We start from the raw sequence: 18,844 nt of genomic DNA, 5'->3' as shown, positions 1-18,844 counted from the left end.
TCTATGCTGATACAGATGAAGGTTACCGAGTTGCTGGCAGAGCTGGGCTCTAATTCGCCTGCGCCGGGCGGCGGCAGCATTGCGGCCCTGGCAGGTGCGCTTGGCGGTGCCTTGACAGCCATGGTTTGCCGGCTGACGGTAGACAATACTAAATATACCGAAGTTCAGAGTGAGGTTGCCGGCATTCTTGCCGAAGCCGATATTCTGTCGGGTGATCTGGCGGCTTGTGTGGATGCCGATACCGAAGCATTTAACAATGTAATGGCCGCCTATAAGCTGCCTAAAATGACGGATCAGGAAAAGGCCGCGCGAAGTGCTGCCATACAGCAGGCCATTACTCATGCCACTGAACTGCCGCTGGGGGTTGCCTCAAGCTGCCTTCGGGTGTTGGCGCTGGCAGTGCGGATATTGGCTATTGGTAACAGCAATGCAGCCAGCGATGCCGCAGTCTCCGGCCTGATGGCCCATGCGGGCTTGCATGGTGCGCTGTATAATGTCAAAATTAACCTGGGCAGTATAAAAGACCAAAGTGTACATGCCGATATTCAGGCTAAAATGGCACGCATTATCAAAGAAGACGAGTGTCTCCATAATGAGCTGGTTGCGGTTGCCGGCAAGGTTATCGGTTAATTTTTTAAAGAACTGATCTCAATATTTGAGTATCAGTTCTTTAGTTTATCCGACGTCTAACCCGCTCTGCGACTCCCTTCTACAAGCGGAAGTTTACCCCTGCGGGCACAGGCGAGCGGCTAGTCACTGGATAAGGGCGATTCGGGGCTAAAACCCAATGACGCTAAGTCTGCTTTATACCATATTAAAAAGGGCTGGATGAGATGTTAAATAATCAGTATGTACCGGCAGATATGACTCTGTGGACAGGCCGCATTGACAGTGCGGATAACTATGATGCTTTTCGCTGGCATCAATGGATGCGGGCGCTTAACTTAAACAGTACCACGGTGTTACCGGCTGAGGGAAAGCTTGGTTTTGTCCTCATTGGTTTTTGTTGTGACGAAGGTGTCAGACGCAATCATGGCCGGACCGGGGCCGCCAAAGGTCCGGAGGCTATTCGGCGGGAGCTTGCCAATCTGCCTTGCGCATTTTCCCCGGATGTACTGTTGTTTGACGGCGGCAATATTACCTGTACAAATGGAAATTTGGAAGAAAGCCAGGCCACTCTGGCCGAGGCGGTAGCCAAGGTTCGCAGTTTGGGACTTTTTCCGCTGGTGTTAGGCGGCGGTCATGAACTGGCCCTGGGACACTACCGGGGACAGCGGGACTTTATGGCGAAAAGCGGGCAAGTAGCGGATATCGGCATTATTAATTTCGATGCTCATTTTGATCTTAGGCCTTTTACCAATGGCAGCAGTTCCGGGACCATGTTCCGGCAAATTGCGGAGGAGGCTCAAGAGTCCGGGCTGGTATTTAGGTATTTGTGCCTTGGCATTCAGCGGTTTAGCAATACTCTGGAACTTTTTAAAACTGCCGAACGGTTTGGCGTAGTCTCCATACCGGCGGAAGAGGTTAGTGTCAAAGGCGACTGGAACGTCATTGAAAAACTGGATGAGTTCCTAAAGTCGGCAAACGACATTTATGTTACGGTGTGTACCGATGTTTTTTCCACAGCCTTCGCACCAGGCGTCAGCGCCGCCCAGCCGCTGGGGCTCCATCCTGAAGATGTTTTAAAATACCTAAAGCACATCCTGCGTTCCGAGAAAGTTATCGGATTTGATATTGCCGAGGTAGCGCCAAGGTTTGACCAGGATAGTACTACCGCCAGCCTGGCCAAAGTGCTGATATTTTCAGTAGTCAGCACGCTGTGCAGGCTCAAGGGGCTGGCCAGATAGTTGGTTTTGCATTGCAGGTGCAGGGATTGCGATAACGGCATAAATGCCTGTCTGCTTTAATATTGAATTTGCAGTATAAAAAGGACTGATCCCGGTAACAGGGATCAGTCCTTTACATTGCGGCAGAGCTCCGGGGCTTACTTATTCGGCAGCAAAATGCACATTTCTGGTAATATTTAATTTCTTTATGCGTACCTGCAGGTTTTGACGGTGGATGCCAAGCGACAAAGCGGCTTTGGTGATATTGCCGTTATTGACTGTCAACGCGTTGATAATGAGTTTGCGTTCCAACTCGTCAAGTGTCTGCGGCAGTGATTGGTTTTTCGCGGGGACAGGGGCGGTGCGCGGTGGAGCCGGCTGCTGTTTGTGAAAATACTCGGGCAGACAGGCTAAATTTAATATGGCTTCGTTATCGCAGAAACTAATGGCATTCTCCAGTACATGGCAAAGCTCACGGACATTGCCCGGCCAGGCATGGCTAAGCAATATATTCTCCAGGTCAGCAGCGAGCCGGGTTATATGCTTGCCATAAACTTTATTGAACTTATTGATAAAATGTTTGGTCAGCAGTAATATATCTTCCTGGCGTTCACGCAGTGGCGCAATGGTTAGATTTACAACGGCCACGCGGTAATAAAAGTCTTCCCGCATTTGGTTTTCACGCAATAATTTGTGGCAGTCGACATTGGTGGAACTAATAATCCGGCATTTAACGGGTGTCTCCTGGCTGCCACCAAGGCGGCGGAACTTTTTCTCTTCCAGTATCCGCAGCATTTTAGCCTGCAACACCAAACTCATGCTGTTAATTTCATCCAGGAACAAAGTGCCCTCGCTGGCTTGTTCCAGCAAGCCGGGCGTGTTTTCCGCGCCGGTAAAAGCACCTTTGGTTGTGCCGAAAATCATGCTCTCCAGCAGTGTCTCCGGAATGGCGGCGCAATTTAGGGCGACAAACGGATGGGCGGCGGCCGGACTGTAGTTATGGATACTTTGGGCAAAGATTTCTTTACCTGTACCGGTTTCGCCTGTTAATAACACCGGGGCGAAGCCCAAGGCTGCCTTTTTGGCTTTATCAATCAGTGCTGCAATTTGCGGACTTTGACCAATAAGGCATTCAAAATTATAACTGGTGCCGTTTTGTAGCTTAGCGCCTCGGTCGCAGTAATTTTGCAGCTGCTCCTGCAGTTTGTAGACTTTGTTAAGTAAATTAGTCATTTCGGTAATGTTTTTATTAATAGAACAAACGGCAATAATTTCGCCTTTTCGTTTAATAGGAATTATTGTTGACAACATATGCACTTCACGATGGTCAATTGTGCGGTATTTTTTATATTTATCGTACGTTGGTTTGCCGGTACTAAATACATTGCGCAGTTCTTCGAGCATGTCTTTGCGCTGTGATGGCTCAAACCGCTCAATTCTGTTATTATAAAATAATTCGTCGCCATGCTTATTAATCACATATACCGCATCTTGAATGTGATTGGCAATCGTATATAAATACAATGATTGCTCAAGAGTATCCATGCTTTAACACCACCTGGCAAATGCTAACAATATTCTATCTAATAAATAGTGTTGTGTAAAGATGCAAATGCAATAAAATGTTGCGCAATATTTCGATGCGTTTGTTGTGATTTATATTATTAACCCCCAATATAACCGGGAGCAGGATGCTGTATATAGGCAATTTCGGGCAAAACAGAATTATTTATAAGAATACTATTATTGGCATGAATTATGCAAAAGTTAAAACCGGTTAAGCTTATAGCTGCAAACGCTCTAAAGGAGATGGTCGCGGTGACCGCTAAGATTGCAGATACAGCTAACGAAACAGAAGAAATTGTCGGCTCACCGGAGAAGCTGGCGGAAAGAATCAATCAGGCTTAAATTGATGTTTCATAGCAAAAACGATTATGACAATCGAGCATTATTTAGAATTAAAACTTAAGTTGCCAATGGAGAGGAGCGGGTATTTTGGATAATAGAACAGTTGTCCTAACAGGTGATAGTCTTACTGTGGAGAAAGTAGCGCAAGTCGCCATTGATGGCGCCAAGGTGGAATTTGCACCGGCGGCGCAGCAGGAGCTTCAGAAATCCCGGGAATTCGTCTACAAACTTGTGAATGACAATGTTCCGGTTTACGGCTTTAACACCGGGGTGGGAGCCAATAAGGACAGAACAGTTGCTGCCGAGTATTATAATCAGTTCAACGTCAATATGGTCAGGTCGCACTGTGTGGCCGTGGGTCCTGAGGCAGCCTTGCCGGAGGTGCGGGCCATGATGGTAGTCAGGCTCAACACACTGCTCCTGGGCTATACGGGTATGAGCCCGGAGATTGCTTATATGTACCAGAATCTTCTCAATAAGAATATTACGCCGGTTGTACCCGAACGCGGTTCCATCGGGGAAGCGGATATCGCTTGCCTGTCCCATATCGCCTTAACTATGATTGGTGAGGGGGAGGCCTATTATTGCGGTAAAAAAATGCCGGCGAAGGAGGCTTTGGCCAAAGCCGGTCTTCAGCCGCTGATTCTGGGACCCAAAGATGGTTTGGCGCTTGTCAGTTCCAATGCACTGGCAGCCGGGCAGGGTGTTTTGGTTATGCATGAACTCAAAAAGCTTATAAACCTTGCCGACATAATTTACAGTTTCAGCCTGGAAGCCTTCAAGGGCAATGTCAGTCCGCTTGATGAAGAAATCAACCGGGTGCGACGCTTTCAAGGGCAGAATGAAAGCGCGGCCCAGGTAAGGAGACTTCTTACAGGCAGCTATCTGTGGCTTCCCAATATTGCCAATGCCTTGCAGGATCCGCTGTGTTTTCGCTGTGCCTGCCATATCCATGGCGCTGTCCGTGATTCGCTTCATTATCTTGAGGAACTGATGAATATTCAGATGAATTCGTCTGATGACAATCCTTGCGTGCTGATGAGTCAAAATGCCATCATGTCCTGCGGTAATTTTGAAGTGGTAAACTGGGCAGTGGCTTTCGAAATGCTGGGAATTGCCCTTAGTCACCTTTCACGGGCGGCTTGCTTCCGTACTATCAAGTTAAGTACTGCGCATTTTACCGGATTGCCGCGCTTTTTGACACCTGACCCGGAACATGTAATTGCTTTTGGCACAATTCAAAAGCCATTAACAGCCCTGGATGCCGAAATCAGGCATTTGGCCAACCCGGTTAGCATGGATTTCTACGCTGTTGCCGGCGACATTGAAGACCACGCCAGCAATACCCCGTATGTAGTGCAAAAGACCCGGAAGATAGTTGATAACCTGTACTACATTCTTGGCATAGAAGCTATTCATGCCGCTCAGGCCTGTGATTTAAGGCCGGAAAAAGAATTCCAGCTGGGAACTGCCGGTCATACCGTGCAGCAAAAGATACGCGAGATTATCCCCTTTCTGGCGCAAGACCGCAATCTTACCACTGATATTGCCAGTGCGTACAAGCTGCTAAAGTCCGGCGGCCTCTTAGATGTATTACATATATAATATGCCGGCGCCTCCGGCAAGAGGCAGAACAGGAAGGGAGAGTTGAACAGATTTGCTGTTAGTAAAGAATATCACGTTGAGTGAATTTTAGGTGAGGAGGTAGAAAAAAGTTGTTTATTTCTGGAAAAAAGAAAATCCGCTGGGAAATTTTCGGTCCGATGACAGCAATTATTGTTGCCTGCGTTATTGCCGCAATTACTATTCCTCAGCAATTTTACAATGCTGAAAATGCACTAGTTGAAGGTGCTATTCAAAACTTTGGCTGGCTGTTTGATCTGTTTGGCATGTGTGCCGTACTCTTCTGTTTTTATTTAATGTTCTCCCGGTATGGCGATGTGAGGCTGGGCGGGCCTGACGCTAAGCCGGAATATTCCACCTGGAGCTGGTTTGTACTCACCCTAAAATGCGGTATTGCCATTGGTATTTTATTCTGGGGTATTGCCGAACCGCTATACCATTTTTGCACACCGCCCAAAGTGCTTGGTATTGAACCGTACAGTGAGAAAGCAGCCATATTCTCCTTGTCAACGGCTACTTTGCACTGGACCCTGACCCCTTACGCCATGTACACATTGGCTGGTCTGGCCGTGGGGCTGGTGCATTATAATCTCAAACTTCCTTATACCCAAGGGGCGACGCTGTACCCTATCTTTAAAAAACGCTCGTTTGGGTTGGTAGGAACCGTGCTTGATAACCTGTGTCTGTTTGCCATCGTGGGTGGCGTAGCTGCCGTTATGGGGGTTCTTGCCATGCAAATTGGCAGTGGTCTCCACATCCTGGCGGGTATAAACACCGGACCTCATATCTGGGCTATTGTCATAATCATCGCGACCATTGCGGCTGTCACATTAAGTATCAGCGGCATTAAGCGCGGTATCAGCCTTATGGCTAAAATCAATACAAACGTCTTTATCTTCTTGCTCCTGTTTGTACTCTTATTTGGGCCTACTGCCTTTATCCTTAAACTGGGAACCGCTTCACTGGGTGACTATCTGCAAAACTTTTTCACAAAGTCCTTATTCTTAAGTCCGATTGACCAATCGGACTGGCCAAGATGGTGGACTGTCTACTACTGGGCAATCTGGCTTGCTTATGCACCGATGAGCGGCATGTTTTTTGCCCGGGTTGCCTATGGCCGGACCATTCGTGAATTTATTCTGTGCAACCTTGTGGCCACTTCCCTGTTCGGCATGGTTTGGTTCTGGATCTTTGGCGGCTCGGCGGTGTTCTTTGAATGGCAGACCAAGGGCCTCTGGACAATTATTTCTTCGCCTCAGGGCGGCCTGGAGGCTTCGCTGTTTGCCTATTTGCAAAACCTGCCGCTTTCGACGGTGCTTAGCTGGGTCATGTTAGGCACCATTATCACATCGTTCAGCACCATGGCTGATTCTATGACAACAACGGTAGCTGCCATGAACACCACCGGCAATACGAAGGATGATCCGGAGCCGCCGTCCTATATGAAAGTAGTATGGGGCGTACTTATGGGGGGCATGGCCCTGATAACGCTGACTGTCGGTTCCGGGGGGAAGATTTCCGGTATAGACGCGACTAAGATGATTGCAACCGTGGCCGGTATCCCCATCCTTTTCTACGCCATAGCGCAAGGCTATTCCATCTTCTCGATACTTTTTAACCATAAAAGATATGATGTAACCTATTATCCTGAGACTGCGGAAAAAATTGAGGTTCCGGCTCATCTTCTTGATGAAGAGGCAGGCAAAGAATCTGCTGGCGGCGGCGTTAAAGCGTAGCTTGTAACGGCGTAAAGACGGCCCGCAATCGGCTTTGATTGACGGGCCGTTTTTACGAGATACCGGAACATAATACCTATATCCATGAGTTTATTACGAAATAGTCAAGAGGGGGAAGCAATGCTAATTCATCTGACAGTTAACGGCAAGCAGCATACGCTGGCGGTAGCGCCGCAGGAAAGGCTGCTTGACCTGCTGCGTAACCGGCTGAAACTGACGGGAGCTAAGGAAGGCTGCAGCGAGGGCGAATGTGGCGCCTGTACCGTTATCTTAAATGGCGAAGCTGTCAATTCATGCATGGTACTTGCCTATCAGGCCAGGAATGCTGAAATTCTTACCATCGAAGGACTTGCGGCAAATGGCGGGCTTGATGCTGTACAGCAGGCTTTTGCCGACAATGGGGCCATACAATGCGGCTATTGTACGCCGGGGATGGTTATGAGCGCCAAGGCCTTGTTAATGAAGCATGCTAAGCCAACAGAAGCCCAAATCAGGGAAGCTCTTGCCGGCAATCTCTGCCGGTGCACCGGTTATGTTAATATTATCAAAGCAGTTGAAGCAGCTGCTGACACCTTGAATGGGGGCTAGGCAGATGGGTGGCTATAAAATTGCGGGTTTTCAAAGAGTGGACGATTTACTCAGGGAACTGGCGCGTACATCGGCTCGCACTGTGTTTGTCAGCGGTGGTACGGATTTTATCAACAATTCGCTCGGCGAAAATGCTGAACTGGTAATTGATCTTTCGCAAGTCGGCGACTTGAAATTTATTACCGACTATGGTCCGGAAATTAGGATAGGCGCCGGGACTACCTTTGCAACCATTGCGGCTAGCCCCGTTATTCAGGCAAAAGCCTGCGCGCTGGCGCAGGCGGCAAGGCAGGTTGGTTCTGTACAAATAAGAAACAGGGCCACCATCGGCGGTAATATTGCCAGCGCTTCGCCGGCCGGTGACAGCTTGCCGGTGCTTGCCGCTTTTAATGCTGCCATTCATACCGCCGGACCCGGCGGCGGCCGTGTTTTAACACTGGCAGAAGCCTTGTGTGGACTTAATGCTAATGAAGTGATAACCGAAATTGTTATTCCGACTCCTGGTGAGAGTCAGAGCGCATTTGTAAAAATCGGCAGCCGGTCGCAGGTGACTATTGCCAGGGTGAGTCTGGCTGCAAACTTATATTTGGCTACCGATAAGAAGAAAATTATTGACGGCAAAGCCGCGCTGGGGGCCATAGGAAAAATGCCGGTATGCCCGCTTAAGCTTGAGCAATTTTTCTATCGGCGGGCAGTGGATGCCGATTTTGCTGCTGATTTAGCCTTATTGCTGGGTGAGATTGTAGATGAGATGATAGCGGGACGGGCTTCACATCCATATAAGAAATCCGCCGTGAAGGGGTTGGCGTATGATTTGACCGGGCTGTTATTTGACGCTTGCAATCAGAATTAACTATAGACAATTGGGCAGGAGGAAATGAGATGGACGCTAAACCTGCACGTAATTTCAAATATGTCGGCAGGTCAATTCCCATTGATGATGGAGCGGCAAAGGTGAGTGGACAAATCCGGTATACCGGTGATATGACTATAGAGGGCATGCTGTATTGCCAGCTGGTATTTAGTCAGGTTCCGCACGGACGAATCGTGAATATTGACTTTTCTGAGGCCATAGCTGTGCCTGGCGTTATGAAAATATACACGCGCAAGAATGCGCCAACCACCAGATTTAACTCGCAAATGTGGTATGCCGGCCAGAATGCTGTTGAAGATCAGGAGTTATTTCCTGAAGTGGTACGTTTTGTTGGTGATACCGTCGCGGCGGTGGTCGCGGAATCCAAAGAGGCGGCCGGAAAGGCTGCTAAACTTATTAAAGTGGATTATGAAATCCTGCCGCTGGTGATTGATCCGGAAGAGGCCCTTAAAGGCCATGTAACGCTTCATGACAGCGGCAATCCGTTTTTTACAATGGAAGCCAATTGCGGCAATGCCCAGGAAGTGCTGGCTGCGAATGAGAGATTGGTTGTTGAAGACCGGGTGGAAACTCCGAAAATTCATCATGCCGCCATGGAGAATCATGTCTGTATTGCCGTGCCTGATCACAAAGGCCGGATTACGGTCCATAGCCCCTGTCAAATCGTTTATTCGGTGCGCCTGATTGTGGCCAAGGTATTGGGTTTGCCTTATCATAAAGTCCGCATAATAAAAACTCCGGTCGGCGGATCATTTGGCGGCAAACAGGAAGTTACGCTGGAGCCGTACTGCGCTTTTTTTGCTCAGGATTTGAACAGACCGGTGAAAATAGAATTTGACCGGCGGGCCAGTATAATTGCCACCCGCACCCGGACGAAAACTATCGGTTATGTAAAGACTATGGTCAGTCCAGAGGGGAAAATTATCGCCCGGGACATGAAGCATATTATTGACACCGGGGCGTACACCTCCAACGGATGCGTCATATGCTACGCAATGGCCAAGAAACTGTTCAGGCTGTACCGCATTCCGAACCAGCATTACCGGGCTATTGCCGTACATACCAATACTGCCATTGCGGGGGCTGCCAGAGGTTATGGGTCGCCGCAGGTACAAACCATTACCGAAATTAACTTGGATCATGTGGCCAGACAGTTGCAAATGGATCCTGTTGAATTTCGTCTGATGAATCTGGTACAGCCATATGATGCTGATCCGACGGGAGGCCCCAATCTGGGCAACGCCCGTATTATCGACTGCGTACGCAAGGGTGCTGCTCTTTTCGGTTGGCGGGAGAAATGGAGTAAGCCTAAGTCTCACGGTCGGTGGCGGACCGGGGTCGGTATGGCCTGCGCCACCCATGTCAATGGTTATTATGGTGCATATCAGGAATTCGGCACCATGACTGTCAGAATGCTGGAAGACGGCAGTATTGTGCTGAATGCCGGTCTCCATGACTTGGGTAACGGCACAGTGACGGCCATGAAACAAATTGTGGCCGAAGTGCTGGACATCTCTCTGGAAATGATTGAAGCACCGGAAGCCGATACCGATGTTAGTCCTTATGATATCGGTTGTCAAGCCAGCCGGGTTATTCATGTCTGCGGGGCTAACGCCATGCAGGCCGCAGAAGAATTGCGCAGCATGTTTATCAGTGAAGCAGCCAAACTTTTCAGCTGCAGCCCGGAGGAAGTTACACTGGCAGACGGCCGGATTTTTAATAGCCGCGAGCCGGAACGGAAACTGAGTTATGGGCAGATGGCAGCCGCCATTCAACAGAAAAACCAGGTTGAATTGATTCGAACTGTCACTTACCGGTCGCCGGCCAATCCCGGCTCTTATGCAGTAAACTTTGCTGAAGTGGCGGTAGATACATATACCGGGTTTGTCAAGGTTATCGATGTTGTGGCCGTCCATGATATTGGTCAGGCCATCAACAGGGGTTTTGTAGAAGGGCAGATTCATGGCGGGGTTCAAATGGGACTGGGCATGGCGCTGGCCGAAGACCTTGCTTACGATCCCGGCTCAGGTGCAGCCCGGGGCGACAGCTTCAGCAAATATCATCTTGTGAATGCGCCCGATATGCCGCCGGTCAGAGTGCTCTTAATTGAAGAGGGGGAAGATTGTGGCCCTTATGGGGCCAAAAGTGTGGGTGAGATTGCAACAATACCCATTACGGCCGCTACGGTAAATGCCGTTAACCATGCCCTTGGGGCCAATTTTACATCCTTGCCGGTTACGCCTGATAAAATTCTGGCACAGATTAACAGATCCTGAAGCTTATTTGCATTGCCTTCGTAGTCAGCGGAGGCATTTTTTATTGTGTCGTACTGGCAGGACAATACAGTCTGGTGTCGAATTTACACACACATGCCGAAATCGTTATTTATTAAGCATTCTGTTACATAACCCGAATGAATGATTTTTTGAGCAGAACAAAGGTAGCGGAGGTGAGTAAGATGGCGAGAATTAAGGTGTTTGCTGAAAAATGCAAAAGCTGTGGTCTGTGTATTGAAGCGTGTCCGAAACAGGTGTTGGCTATCGGCGACAAAGCCAACTCGAAGGGATATTATACAATTATTGCCGCCGAGGAAGACAAATGTGTGGGTTGCGCGCTGTGCGCCCTAATGTGCCCTGATGTTGCACTGGAAGTGTATAAAGAGGCCTAAGGGAAGGAGAGAATTGCGTGGATAAAAAATTGATAAAAGGCAATGAAGCCATTGCGGAAGCGGCCATGCAGGCTGGCTGTAAGCTGTTCTTTGGTTACCCGATTACCCCGTCTACCGAGATTGTAGAGTACTTATCCAAACATCTGCCCAAAGCCGGCGGAACATTGCTTCAGGGTGAGGATGAGATAGCCTCCATTAACATGTGCTATGGCGCTGCCTGTACCGGTGCCCGGGTCATGACGGCTTCGTCCAGTCCGGGCTATAGTCTCAAGCAGGAAGGCTTATCCTATATTGCAGCTGCCGAACTGCCGGTGGTTGTCGTCAACATCAACAGGACAGGTCCCGGTCTTGGCGGCCTTGGACCTACACAGTCCGATTATTTTCAGTGTACCAAGGGCGGTGGGCACGGGGATTACCGGCTGATCGTGCTGGCTCCATCCAAAGGCCAGGAAATGTATGATTATACAATGGAAGCTTTTGACCTTGCCGATAAATACAGGAATCCTGTACTCATTCTCGCCGATGGCTTTTTGGGGCAGATGATGGAGCCTGTGGAACTCAAAGACCGGCCGGCAGTGGAATTACCGGCAAAGGACTGGGTGACTGACGGCTGTGCGGAACGGGCTAAACGTAAGATTGCCAGCTTTTCACTGACAAATGAAATTGGTGAGCTTAATAATCTGTATTGGGAAGCTAAATATGACAATATCAGGTTAGCTGAGCAACGCTGGGAAGAGTACGAGACCCAGGATGCCGAATATCTCATTGCCGCTTACGGCACTTGTGCCAGGATAGCCAAGACGGTGGTGTTGAATGCCCGTAAAAAGGGAATTAAACTGGGGCTTGTCCGTCCGATTACCCTGTGGCCGTTCCCGGAAAAAGCCTTTGTGCCTTATAAAAATAAGGTTAAAGGTGTGCTGACGGTAGAATTAAATACCGGACAGATGATTGAAGATGTGAAACTAGCGCTTGAATGCAGTGTTCCGGTTAAATTGCACCGGCGCTTGGGCGGTATGCTGCCGCATGAAGACGAAATATTATGTAATCTTATAGACCAATTTAATATCTCTGCAGATCGGGAGGTGTAGCGATGCAGAAAGTATTCAGTAAAACCACAGGCCTGACCGACTTGCCGTTTCATTATTGTCCTGGCTGTACGCATGGCATTATTCACCGGTTAATTGGGGAGGTAATGGAAGAACTTGCCATTATAGATAAAACAATTGGTGTGGCGCCGGTAGGGTGCGCCGGCTTTTCCCTGGACTTTTTTAGTTGTGACTTTGTCGGAGCCGCTCATGGCCGGGCGCAGGCAGTGGCTACCGGTATAAAACGGTCTCTGCCGGATAAGCTGGTATTTACCTACCAGGGTGACGGGGATATTGCGGCTATCGGGACTTCGCATGCCATTCATGTGGCGGCAAGAGGTGAAAAGATAACCTCAATCATGGTTAACAATGCTGTTTTCGGTATGACCGGCGGTCAGATGGCTCCCACAACATTAACCGGTCAGGTAACTACCACCAGCCCTTATGGACGCGATGCCGGACTGGCCGGAAGTCCGATTGACCTACCCAAAACACTTGCCACTCTTAATGGTGCGGCCTATGTTGCGGCTGTTTCCGTGGATTCGCCCAAAAATATTATTCAGGCCAAAAAAGCCCTGAAAAGAGCTTTTCAGGTTCAAGAGCTGGGGCTTGGTTTCGCCTTTGTGAGCATTCTGTCGACTTGCCCGACTAACTGGGGCCTGTCGCCGGTAGACAGCCTGAAATGGCTGCAGGAAAACATGCTGCCTGTCTATGAAATGGGTGAGCTTAAAGTACCGGAGGAGGTGAAAGCGTTATGATGGATAAAATCCTCTTAGCGGGCTTTGGCGGTCAAGGGGTTATGTTTATTGGCAAAGTACTGGCTTATTCGGGGATGTTGGGCGAACGGGAAGTTTGCTGGATTCCGTCCTACGGCCCGGAAATGCGGGGCGGGACAGCCAACTGTTCAGTCCTTATATCCGACGAAGAGATTAACTCGCCGGTTATCAGCCAGGCCGATGCCGGTATTGTGCTTAACCAGCCGTCCTATGATAAATTTTTGACCAGAATTAAACCAGGCGGCACGTTAGTGGCTAACAGCTCTATTGTCAATATTGCACAAAACAGGGATGATATTAACCTTATTGCCGTTCCGGCTACCGAGTTAGCCAACGAGATCGGCAACGCCAGTCTGGCCAATATGGTTTGTCTGGGCGCTTTGCTGCCGGCGCTAACCCTGATTGATATGGACAGTATAAAAAAGGCGATGGACGAAGTTATCGGCAAGAAAAAGCCTGACCTGTACGAGCTTAATGTGGCTGCCATTCGTAAAGGACTTGGCAAATAACATAACGAAAAAGGACTGAACTCAAGGGGGTGAGTTCAGTCCTTTTTCTATGTCAAAAAGAGGGGTGAGTTGTAAGTCTGACTTTACTGGATTTATTTAATTTCAATGCCGAAATAGTTTTTAGCATTGTTAAAGCAGATATTCTCGACAATAGTACCAAGCAGCTCTATATCGTCCGGTAACTCGCCCGCTTCCACCCATTCACCGATAAGATTGCAGAGTATACGGCGGAAGTATTCATGTCTGGTGTAGGAAAGGAAACTGCGGGAATCTGTCAGCATGCCGACAAAGCGGCTTAAGAGGCCCATATTGGCCAAAGCTACCATCTGCCGGATCATACCGTCTTTTTGATCATTAAACCACCAGCCTGAGCCAAACTGCATTTTTCCCGGAATACCGCCGCCTTGGAAGCTGCCGATAATGGCGCCAAGTACTTCGTTGTCACGGGGATTTAAGCAATAGAGGATGGTTTTGGGCAATTGGCTTGTGGACTCTAATGCATCAAGCAATTTGGCCAGGGCTTCGGCAAAAGTAAAGTCGCCAATGGCATCAAAGCCGGTATCCGGACCGATTGCTTTAAGCATGCGGGAGTTATTGTTCCGGATGGTGCCCATGTGCAACTGCATAGTCCAACCCAAGCGGGCATACTCCCGGCCTAAAAACAGCAGAATATTGGTCTTATATAAAGCTACCTCGCGATCAGACAAAACTTGTCCGGCGAGTGCTTTTTTGAGAGCCTGATCGGCCTCTTCATCGGTGCCCGCAGCAAAAACAACAGGGTCCAGTGCATGATCGGAAAGACGGCAGCCTACCTGATGGAAGAATTCTATCCGGCCGGCTATGGCTGCTTTTAAGGCGGCCAGGCTGGCAACGGCTGTACCGGCAACCTGGCCTAATTTGGCAACCCATTCAGCAAAGCCCGGTTTTTCAATATTGAAGCTTTTATCAGGCCGGAAGGCGGGTAATACTTTGGTCTCGAAGGTGGCGTCTTTAGCAAGTGCTATATGGTATTCCAGCGAATCCACCGGATCGTCGGTAGTACAGATGACTTTTACATTGGAGCGGCCGATGAGGCCGCGGACCGTGAAATCATTCTCTTTAAGCAGCGCGTTGCATGTTTCCCAGATCTCTTCGGCAGTTGCCGGCGAGAGGATTTTATCAATACCGAAATAGGTTCTTAATTCTAAATGTGTCCAGTGAAACAAAGGATTGCCAATACATTGGGGCATCGTTTCCGCCCATTTCAGAAATTTTTCCTTGTCAAGAGCGTCCCCGGTTATGTAGCGTTCATTCACACCATTTGCGCGCATGGCCCGCCACTTGTAATGATCGCCGCCCAGCCACACTTCGGTAATATTTCTGTAGCGTTTGTTCTCCGCAATTTCTTTCGGGTTTAAATGGCAGTGATAATCAAAAATCGGCATGTCCTTGGCATAGGTATGAAATAAAGTTTTTGCCGTTTGGTTGGTTAATAAAAAGTTGTCATCCATAAACGCTTTCATTGCAGTGCCTCCCATTGCGTATTAGCATTCTTATATTAATCATAGTCTGAAATTTCGCTCAAGCGTTATTGTGTTTTTATAGAAGTAATTGTAATTTTTTTAGAATTTTTTAAAAAATAATTTTATCCAACTGAGGGTATTCAATTTATTTTAGTTGTGATATCCTTAGAGGATATATTAATCGCAAGCGGCGATTTTTTGGGGAGATGGGTGCTGTGCTGAAGCGATTGCTCTTTTTGTTCTGGGGGCTTTTTCTATTTGCACTGGGAATTGTTTTAACAGTCAACAGCAACCTGGGGACCGCGCCCTGGGATGTTTTACATTTGGGCTTGACCAATTACCTTCCGTTTACCATGGGGCAGGTGTCCCAACTGACAGGAATTATAGTCATTATGGCTAGTTGGCTGCTGGGGGTTAAGCCGGGCTGGGGCAGTCTGGCTAATATGTATTTTATAGGCTTATTTATTGATATGATACTTGCCGCCGGCTGGATTCCGGTTACTCATTACTGGCTGGCTCAACTCGTTATGCTGCTTGCCGGTGTCTGGTTAATTGGCTGGGCCAGCTATTTTTATCTTTCGGCGGCATTCGGCGCCGGACCGCGGGATAGTTTTATGGTGGCAGCTGTGCAGAAAACCGGCTGGTCAGTTTGGAAGATCAGAACAGGTATCGAAACCAGTGTGGCCGCCTTAGGCTATTTTTTGGGAGGGCCGATTGGTGTCGGCACTCTCATCATCGCTTTTACCCTAGGTCCCTCAATACAATGGGCATTCAATATTATGGGCAAACGGGCGCAGGATATTGACCATGATTCTTTTATTTTTCAGAAAAAACAGGCGGTCGGTGAAAGTACAGACTGATGAGCCGGGAGGATGAGTACCAAGTGAATGCAAAGTCAGATCAGGCCAATGAACGATTATTAGGTGTGTTATCAGCGCTAGGCGCTTATTTATTGTGGGGAATACTGCCTGTTTACTGGAAACAATTGGCTGAGGTTCCTGCTTATGAGATTTTGGCGCATCGCGTTATTTGGTCTTTTGTCTTTATGTTTGCCATTATACTGGTTACCCGCAGCCTTCGGCAGTTTCTCGCAGAAACAGTGCAAATCGGGCGAAATCCCCGGAAGCTTACGGGTTTGATAGTCGCCTCGCTCTTAATCAGCGTCAACTGGCTGATATATATCTGGGCTGTTAATGAAAATCGCGTTGTTGAGGCCAGTCTTGGCTATTATATCAATCCCCTGGTTAGTGTATTACTGGGAATCGTGGTGTTAAAAGAAAAACTGTCCCTGTGGCAGACGGTATCTTTTGGCCTTGCTGCCGTCGGGGTAATTATTATGACCGTGAATTTTGGCGCTCTGCCGTGGGTTTCCTTATCGCTGGCCATTACCTTTGCCTTTTATGGAATGTGTAAGAAGATACTGGGTATTAGTGCAGTAACATCGACAACTTTGGAGACACTTATTGTTTCGCCGGTGGCGGCAGGTTATTTGCTGTTCTTGGCGGGGCAGGGCCAGGGCGCGTTTAGTTTTAACTCCCAGGCTGCCACGTGGCTGCTGGCGGGAGCCGGGGCGGTGACGGCCACACCTTTGCTATTGTTCGCCAGTGGGGCCAACCGTCTGCCGCTGAGCCTGCTAGGTTTTACACAGTATCTGTCCCCGACAATTTCCCTGGCACTCGGTGTGCTGCTTTATCATGAACCATTTACACATATTCACATGATAGCATTCAGTTTTATTTGGCTGGCCTTAGCCGTATTTTCCCTTGCCAAAACAAGGAGTTTCGTTCATGCCGAGGAATATCTGACGGAATTACGCAAAAGTCACGGAAACAAACCGGAAAAGGCTTGACATCCCGGAGATTTTTGCCTAATATTATATCAAATAATATAATTGTGACATAGAAGTCGCTTCCTTATAATTCGGGAAGCGGCTTTTTTGTTTTTAAGCTCCCCACCAAGACCCTGGCATTCCCATTAATTTTAGAGGAGGATTATCATGAACAAACCCAAACAACACATTTTTGTCTGTACCAGTTCCCGGCCCAATGGCCAACAAAAAGGCCATTGCCACACAAAGCAAGGCGTGGAAATTATGATGAAGTTTCTGGAGGAAATTGAAGAGCGGGAATTAGGCGGCGATGTGTTTGTCACCAATACCGGCTGTTTTGGCATTTGTGACAAAGGACCCATTGTCGTAGTGTATCCGGATAATATCTGGTATGGGACAGTATCGCCCGAAGATGTGGAGGAAATTATGGATACCCATATTGAGGGCGGCGCTCCGGTCAAACGTTTGGAAATTTAAGGGCCAGGATAATATGTTAAAACTTTTCTAACAGTTGACAATTTACTGAAAAGTATGTAAAATTTTAAAAAAACGACAGTGTAATATTGTAAAGTTTGAAATATGAGGCCTATTTAGATTTGTTTCTAAATAGGCTTTATTTAAGAAGATATTCACTGGAAAGGAGGAAAACAGTTAGAAACTGTTATTCCGCAATAAAATTTTAGAATTTTCGTGCGATAAGGGAATTGAAAAAGTTGAGGAGTGGTTTACATGAAAACAAGATGGCTGGTTCTTGTTGTGCTGGTATTTTTTACAGCAGCTATTGCCGGCTGCGGCACATCGGGTGACAGTAATGTCATTAAAATTGGCAACGCGGTTGCCTTAACCGGAGATAATTCTACCTGGGGGCAGGCCGAGAAAAATGCCTTAGAAATGGAGATCGAGAAAATCAATGCCCAAGGTGGCGTATTAGGTAAAAAACTCCAATTGGTGGCTTATGATACCCGGGCGGATGCTACCGAAGGCGTAAATGTTAGCAAAAGACTGATCAGTGATAAAGTAGTCGGCATCATTGGTCCTGGTCAGAGCGGTGTGGCTATTGCTATGACTTCGGTTACCGAACCGTCTAAGGTGCCTTTTATCGCAACATCGGCTACCAACCCTAAAGTTACCGTGGATGATAAGACGAATAAGGTTAGAAAATATGCCTTCCGCACTTGTTTTATTGATCCGTTCCAAGGGACAGTGGCAGCCCAGTTTGCTGCCAAAGAACTAAACGCTAAAACAGCGGCTATTGTTTATGATGTTGGTTCCGACTATTCCGCCTGGTTAGGCAAATATTTTACTGCTGAATTTGAAAAACAGGGCGGTAAGGTTGTCGCAAATGAAGCGTTCCGCTCCGGTGAGCTTGATTACCGGGCAATCTTAGGCAAGATAAAAGGAACTAACCCGGAAGTAATCTTTATTCCAACGATGCAAAAAGAAGCGGCTCTGGTTATGAAACAGGCGGCTGACCTCGGTATTAAAGCCAAATTTGTTGGCGGGGACGGCTGGGGCAGCCCGGATTTAATTACTCTGGGCGGCTCGGCGGTGGAAGGCTCTTATTTTGTAAATTTAGCCAGTATGGATGATCCTGATATTCAAAACTTTATTAAAGAATATCAGACTAAGTACAAGGCCGATCCGATTATGCCTAATCCGGTAATGGCGATAGATGCTTTGTATGCCCTGATTGATGCCATGAATAAAACCAATAGCACCGATCCGGCTATAATTGCCGAGCAGCTGGAAAAAACCAAGGATCTCCAGGTGCTTAGCGTCAAGCTGACTATTGATCCTAATACACATGATCCATTAAATAAGCCGGCCATAATTCAGGAAGTAAAAGACGGCAAGTTTGTTTTTAAATCCAAATTTGTCACCCAGTAACGACCGGTTAGGGACGGCGCGGGATTTATCCTCT

Annotated in this window: 17 protein-coding genes; 15 read left to right on the top strand and 2 right to left on the bottom strand. The window is 48.1% G+C overall.

What is annotated here, in order from left to right; all coding sequences use genetic code 11:
- The first annotated feature begins 3 nt into the window (after positions 1-3).
- Positions 4-630, top strand: coding sequence for a cyclodeaminase/cyclohydrolase family protein (locus SATMO3_RS21005; RefSeq protein ID WP_371371701.1), 627 nt, complete (start codon positions 4-6; stop codon positions 628-630).
- A gap of 203 nt (positions 631-833) precedes the next feature.
- Complete coding sequence (gene hutG, locus SATMO3_RS21000; RefSeq protein WP_371371700.1) at positions 834-1,847, top strand: formimidoylglutamase; 1,014 nt, start codon at positions 834-836, stop codon at positions 1,845-1,847.
- A 141-nt stretch (positions 1,848-1,988) separates the two neighbouring features.
- Here the strand turns inward: hutG and SATMO3_RS20995 are convergent, their stop codons facing one another.
- Positions 1,989-3,371, bottom strand: coding sequence for a sigma-54 interaction domain-containing protein (locus SATMO3_RS20995; protein ID WP_371371699.1), 1,383 nt, complete (start codon positions 3,369-3,371; stop codon positions 1,989-1,991).
- 450 nt (positions 3,372-3,821) lie between these two features.
- On the opposite strand from SATMO3_RS20995, the gene hutH reads away from it, so the two are divergent.
- The 9 genes from hutH to SATMO3_RS20950 all read left to right on the top strand — a co-directional run bounded on the left by hutH (position 3,822) and on the right by SATMO3_RS20950 (position 13,593).
- Positions 3,822-5,339, top strand: a complete 1,518-nt coding sequence (gene hutH, locus SATMO3_RS20990; RefSeq protein WP_371371698.1) for a histidine ammonia-lyase — start codon at positions 3,822-3,824, stop codon at positions 5,337-5,339.
- 110 nt (positions 5,340-5,449) lie between these two features.
- Positions 5,450-7,093, top strand: coding sequence for a BCCT family transporter (locus SATMO3_RS20985; RefSeq protein ID WP_371371697.1), 1,644 nt, complete (start codon positions 5,450-5,452; stop codon positions 7,091-7,093).
- A 120-nt stretch (positions 7,094-7,213) separates the two neighbouring features.
- Positions 7,214-7,681, top strand: a complete 468-nt coding sequence (locus tag SATMO3_RS20980) for a (2Fe-2S)-binding protein (RefSeq protein ID WP_371371696.1) — start codon at positions 7,214-7,216, stop codon at positions 7,679-7,681.
- Positions 7,682-7,685: 4 nt separating this feature from the next.
- On the top strand, positions 7,686-8,534 hold the full coding sequence (locus SATMO3_RS20975; protein ID WP_371371695.1) for a xanthine dehydrogenase family protein subunit M: 849 nt from the start codon (positions 7,686-7,688) through the stop codon (positions 8,532-8,534).
- A gap of 29 nt (positions 8,535-8,563) precedes the next feature.
- Positions 8,564-10,831: a xanthine dehydrogenase family protein molybdopterin-binding subunit gene (locus tag SATMO3_RS20970; RefSeq protein ID WP_371371694.1), complete on the top strand. Its 2,268-nt coding sequence runs from the start codon at positions 8,564-8,566 to the stop codon at positions 10,829-10,831.
- 182 nt (positions 10,832-11,013) lie between these two features.
- Positions 11,014-11,223: a ferredoxin family protein gene (locus SATMO3_RS20965; protein WP_371371693.1), complete on the top strand. Its 210-nt coding sequence runs from the start codon at positions 11,014-11,016 to the stop codon at positions 11,221-11,223.
- Between the two features lie 17 nt (positions 11,224-11,240).
- Positions 11,241-12,311, top strand: a complete 1,071-nt coding sequence (gene vorB / locus SATMO3_RS20960) for a 3-methyl-2-oxobutanoate dehydrogenase subunit VorB (protein ID WP_371371692.1) — start codon at positions 11,241-11,243, stop codon at positions 12,309-12,311.
- Between the two features lie 2 nt (positions 12,312-12,313).
- Positions 12,314-13,066: a thiamine pyrophosphate-dependent enzyme gene (locus tag SATMO3_RS20955; protein ID WP_371371691.1), complete on the top strand. Its 753-nt coding sequence runs from the start codon at positions 12,314-12,316 to the stop codon at positions 13,064-13,066.
- A complete protein-coding gene (locus tag SATMO3_RS20950) occupies positions 13,063-13,593 on the top strand; it encodes a 2-oxoacid:acceptor oxidoreductase family protein (RefSeq protein ID WP_371371690.1) in 531 nt (176 codons plus the stop codon). Before SATMO3_RS20955 ends, SATMO3_RS20950 begins: the two co-directional genes overlap by 4 nt.
- A 92-nt stretch (positions 13,594-13,685) precedes the next feature.
- Here the strand turns inward: SATMO3_RS20950 and uxaC are convergent, their stop codons facing one another.
- A complete protein-coding gene (uxaC, locus tag SATMO3_RS20945) occupies positions 13,686-15,095 on the bottom strand; it encodes a glucuronate isomerase (protein ID WP_371371689.1) in 1,410 nt (469 codons plus the stop codon).
- A 215-nt stretch (positions 15,096-15,310) separates the two neighbouring features.
- Here uxaC and SATMO3_RS20940 point away from each other — a divergent pair, with 215 nt between their 5' ends.
- From SATMO3_RS20940 to SATMO3_RS20925, 4 genes are all read left to right on the top strand, one after another.
- Positions 15,311-15,955: a YitT family protein gene (locus SATMO3_RS20940; protein WP_371371688.1), complete on the top strand. Its 645-nt coding sequence runs from the start codon at positions 15,311-15,313 to the stop codon at positions 15,953-15,955.
- Positions 15,956-15,978: 23 nt separating this feature from the next.
- On the top strand, positions 15,979-16,944 hold the full coding sequence (gene rarD, locus SATMO3_RS20935; protein ID WP_371371687.1) for an EamA family transporter RarD: 966 nt from the start codon (positions 15,979-15,981) through the stop codon (positions 16,942-16,944).
- A gap of 147 nt (positions 16,945-17,091) precedes the next feature.
- On the top strand, positions 17,092-17,400 hold the full coding sequence (locus SATMO3_RS20930; protein ID WP_371371686.1) for a 2Fe-2S ferredoxin: 309 nt from the start codon (positions 17,092-17,094) through the stop codon (positions 17,398-17,400).
- Positions 17,401-17,652: 252 nt separating this feature from the next.
- A complete protein-coding gene (locus tag SATMO3_RS20925; protein ID WP_371371685.1) occupies positions 17,653-18,810 on the top strand; it encodes an ABC transporter substrate-binding protein in 1,158 nt (385 codons plus the stop codon).
- The last annotated feature ends 34 nt before the right edge of the window (positions 18,811-18,844 follow it).

This window comes from Sporomusa aerivorans, assembly GCF_041428895.1.
Classification (GTDB): domain Bacteria; phylum Bacillota; class Negativicutes; order Sporomusales; family Sporomusaceae; genus Sporomusa; species Sporomusa aerivorans.
The sequence above is the reverse complement of the archived record's forward strand: the minus strand, read 5'-3'. Positions and strand labels throughout refer to the sequence as shown.

What these genes read in the sequence shown, in the direction of transcription:
- SATMO3_RS20970 (WP_371371694.1), top strand. Translation starts at nt 8,564, where the DNA reads ATGGACGCTAAACCTGCACGTAATTTCAAATATGTCGGCAGGTCAATT.
- SATMO3_RS20930 (WP_371371686.1), top strand. Translation starts at nt 17,092, where the DNA reads ATGAACAAACCCAAACAACACATTTTTGTCTGTACCAGTTCCCGGCCC.
- SATMO3_RS20925 (WP_371371685.1), top strand. Translation starts at nt 17,653, where the DNA reads ATGAAAACAAGATGGCTGGTTCTTGTTGTGCTGGTATTTTTTACAGCA.
- SATMO3_RS20980 (WP_371371696.1), top strand. Translation starts at nt 7,214, where the DNA reads ATGCTAATTCATCTGACAGTTAACGGCAAGCAGCATACGCTGGCGGTA.
- hutG (WP_371371700.1), top strand. Translation starts at nt 834, where the DNA reads ATGTTAAATAATCAGTATGTACCGGCAGATATGACTCTGTGGACAGGC.
- uxaC (WP_371371689.1), bottom strand. Translation starts at nt 15,095, where the DNA reads ATGAAAGCGTTTATGGATGACAACTTTTTATTAACCAACCAAACGGCA.
- SATMO3_RS20950 (WP_371371690.1), top strand. Translation starts at nt 13,063, where the DNA reads ATGATGGATAAAATCCTCTTAGCGGGCTTTGGCGGTCAAGGGGTTATG.
- SATMO3_RS20965 (WP_371371693.1), top strand. Translation starts at nt 11,014, where the DNA reads ATGGCGAGAATTAAGGTGTTTGCTGAAAAATGCAAAAGCTGTGGTCTG.
- SATMO3_RS20975 (WP_371371695.1), top strand. Translation starts at nt 7,686, where the DNA reads ATGGGTGGCTATAAAATTGCGGGTTTTCAAAGAGTGGACGATTTACTC.
- SATMO3_RS21005 (WP_371371701.1), top strand. Translation starts at nt 4, where the DNA reads ATGCTGATACAGATGAAGGTTACCGAGTTGCTGGCAGAGCTGGGCTCT.
- SATMO3_RS20995 (WP_371371699.1), bottom strand. Translation starts at nt 3,371, where the DNA reads ATGGATACTCTTGAGCAATCATTGTATTTATATACGATTGCCAATCAC.
- SATMO3_RS20955 (WP_371371691.1), top strand. Translation starts at nt 12,314, where the DNA reads ATGCAGAAAGTATTCAGTAAAACCACAGGCCTGACCGACTTGCCGTTT.